The sequence below is a fragment of the Campylobacter aviculae genome (assembly GCF_005406215.1).
GTDB classification, from domain to species: Bacteria; Campylobacterota; Campylobacteria; order Campylobacterales; family Campylobacteraceae; genus Campylobacter_D; species Campylobacter_D aviculae.
On record NZ_NXMA01000031.1, the window covers coordinates 1 to 3,774 of the forward strand.

Consider the following 3,774-nt stretch of genomic DNA (forward strand, 5'->3'; position numbering starts at 1 on the left):
AAACCTAACAATAACATTAAATCCAAAAACACTAAACCATATAAATAAGAATAAAAGATTAAATTAATAAGATAAAAAATATCATAAAAGATAAATACTCTAAGAAGATTAAATTAAGAAGTAGAATAACAAGTCCGCAATGAGCTACTTTCCCCCTGCCAGTAAGGCGTAGTATCATCACCCACGATGTGCTTAGCTTCTTGGTTCGGGATGGAGCAAGGCGTTTCCACATCTGTATAATCACGGACATTGTTATTTAAATATTCTTTGATGAATACTTAAAAAACAATGTTAAAAGCAAGTTAAAAACCTTTACTTTCTTTTTAAGGTAAAAACCTTAACAAGGAAGTGATGCTTATTAAAAAGATAAGCCAAACGTTCTATTAGTACTGGTCAGCTAAAGGACTTTCATCCATTACACACCCAGCCTATCAAAGTGCTAGTCTTGCACAGAACTTAGAGAAGATTCATCTTAGAGTTGGCTTCACGCTTAGATGCTTTCAGCGTTTATCCTTTCCAAACTTAGCTACGCTGCGATGCTCTTGGCAGAACAACAGCTACACCAGTGGTTTGTTCAACCCGGTCCTCTCGTACTAGGGTCAAATCTCTTCAATCTTCTTACGCCCACGGCAGATAGGGACCGAACTGTCTCACGACGTTCTGAACCCAGCTCGCGTACCGCTTTAAATGGCGAACAGCCATACCCTTGGGACCTGCTCCAGCCCCAGGATGCGATGAGCCGACATCGAGGTGCCAAACCTCCCCGTCGATGTGAGCTCTTGGGGGAGATCAGCCTGTTATCCCCGGGGTACCTTTTATCCTTTGAGCGATGGCCCTTCCACACAGAACCACCGGATCACTAAGACCGACTTTCGTCTCTGCTTGACTTGTATGTCTTGCAGTTAAGCTGGCTTATACCTTTATACTCTACAAACGATTTCCAACCGTTTTGAGCCAACCTTTGTAAGCCTCCGTTATTATTTGGGAGGCGACCGCCCCAGTCAAACTACCCACCAGACATTGTCCCACTTGAGGATAACTCAAGCTGGTTAGCTACCCAAATAAGAAAGAGTGGTATCTCAACAATGGCTCATATACAACTGGCGTCATATACTCAAAGCCTCCCACCTATCCTGCACATTCTTATCCAAATAGCAGTGTCAAGCTGTAGTAAAGGTCCACGGGGTCTTTCCGTCTTGCCGCGGGTAGGAGGAATTTTCACCTCCACTACAATTTCACTGGATCCCTCTTTGAGACAGCTCCCATCTCGTTACGCCATTCATGCAGGTCGGTATTTAACCGACAAGGAATTTCGCTACCTTAGGACCGTTATAGTTACGGCCGCCGTTTACTCGGGCTTCGATCAAGAGCTTCGCTGATGCTAACCCCATCAATTAACCTTCGAGCACCGGGCAGGCGTCACACCCTATACATCCTCTTACGAGTTAGCAGAGTGCTGTGTTTTTGGTAAACAGTCGGGAGGGACTCTTTGTTGTAAGTTTCTTCGCTTTCGGAGTAAATCCTAGTACGAAGCGAACCACACCTTATACCGAAGATACGGTGCTATTTTGCAGAGTTCCTTAAAGAGAGTTCTTCCACGCGCCTTAGAATACTCATCCCACCCACCTGTGTCGGTTTACGGTACGGGCAACATTAGCTAAACTTAGAAACTTTTCTTGGCTCGACGGCATCAGGGGTTCTTCTATCCATCCGAAGACTTCAAAAAGCCTTTCAGCTCTCGGAGTATTCTTATACGGATTTGCCTGTATAAGCTCCTACAACCTTAGACTAGCACTTCCATCCGCTAGCCCCCTTAGCCCTAAGCGTCCTTCCATCGCACACTAATGTTGGTATTGGAATATTAACCAATTTGCCATCACCTACCCCTTTCGGACTCGGCTTAGGACCCGACTAACCCTACGATGACGAGCATCGCGTAGGAAACCTTGGGTTTACGGCGTTAATGATTCTCACATTAATTATCGCTACTCATGCCTGCATGCTCACTTCTATTCGCTCCAGCACTCCTTGCCGGTATACCTTCGACGCAAATAGAACGCTCTCCTACCACTTGCACACAACTTAAACTACTTAACTTTAGTCTAAGAATATTTTTACTGATTTTGCTAAATTTTATTTCTATCTTTACTCTATAAAAATCAGTAAAAATATAACTTAGTTTCTTAATATTCTAAACTTAAATAATCTAAGTTGTATGCAAGTCTACAGCTTCGGTACTTACTTTAGCCCCGTTATATTTTCCGCGCAAAATCACTAGACCAGTGAGCTATTACGCTTTCTTTAAAGGATGGCTGCTTCTAAGCCAACCTCCTGGTTGTTTAAGTAACTTCACATCGTTTTCCACTTAAGTAAGATTTAGGGACCTTAGCTGGTAGTCTGGGTTGTTTCCCTCTTGACGACGGATTTTATCACTCGCCGCCTGACTGCTGTGATTACATATAAGGTATTCGGAGTTTGATAGGGTTTGGTACATTGGTGTATGCCCTAGCCCATTCAGTGCTCTACCCCCTTATACTACGACACAACGCTATACCTAAATATATTTCGGAGAGAACCAGCTATCACGAAGTTTGATTGGCCTTTCACCCCTATCCACAAGTCATCCCGGGGCTTTTCAACGCCTATGGGTTCAGTCCTCCACTAGTTCTTACACTAGCTTCAACTTGCTCATGGATAGATCACTTCGTTTCGGGTCTGCAGCATCTGACTAAGCGCCCTATTCAGACTCGCTTTCGCTACGGCTTCGCGTGTGCTTAACCTTGCCAGACACCACAACTCGCAGGCTCATTATGCAAAAGGCAGTCCATCACACTGTATTGCTACATAGTGCTCTGAATGATTGTAAGCAAATGGTTTCAGGTTCTATTTCACTCTGATCACCTCAGTTCTTTTCACCTTTCCCTCACGGTACTTGTGCACTATCGATCTGGTATTAGTATTTAGGGTTGGATCGTGGTCGACCCAGCTTCAGACAAAATTCCACGTGTTTCGCCCTACTCAGGATACTGCTAGCTAAAGTTCGGTTTTCGCATACGGGACTATCACCCTCTATGGCTATACTTTCCAGAATGTTCTGCTAACCTCACTTATTGCACATTGCAGTCCTACAACCCCCAATGCAAGCATTGGGTTTGCCCTCTTACGCTTTCGCTCGCCGCTACTGACGCAATCTCTATTGATTTCTTTTCCTGAGGGTACTAAGATGTTTCAATTCCCCTCGTTCGCTCCTATATTAGGTAAGGTATATCTCTATACCTTGGGTTGCCCCATTCGGAAATCTACGGATCAAAGCTTCTTGACAGCTCCCCGTAGCTTATCGCAGTCTAGTACGTCCTTCATCGCCTTTACCAGTCAAGGCATCCACCATTCGCTCTTAGTAGCTTACCTTTTTTACCTTTTTAGTTGATTCTAAAACGCATCACTTCCTTGTTAAAGTTTTTACAATAAAACTTTTATTATCTTAAGACGGAAAGCATTTAAACACTTATATTAAGCAAAGAATATAAGCTGTGAAGTTTAAAACTTATTCTTTAAAGAAACAAAATTAAAAACACATATTTTAATTTTTTATTTGAATATTTACTTAATCTTATAAACTAAGAAATAATCAATAAAAATAATTAAAAACATTTTTTAAAATCTTTTTTATTGTTTTAAAGAAAAAGATAATTAAAATTTTATTCTTTAACAAGTTCAGTAAAATTGTTTTTAAAACTTGCTTGTGACTTTTAACATTGGTAAGTAAATAGAACA

2 rRNA genes are annotated in these 3,774 nt (G+C 41.9%); both read right to left on the minus strand.

The window, feature by feature from the left end:
• Positions 1-131: 131 nt before the first annotated feature.
• Positions 132-248, minus strand: a 5S ribosomal RNA gene (rrf, locus tag CQA76_RS08700).
• Between the two features lie 114 nt (positions 249-362).
• Positions 363-3,408, minus strand: a 23S ribosomal RNA gene (locus CQA76_RS08705).
• Positions 3,409-3,774: the final 366 nt, after the last annotated feature.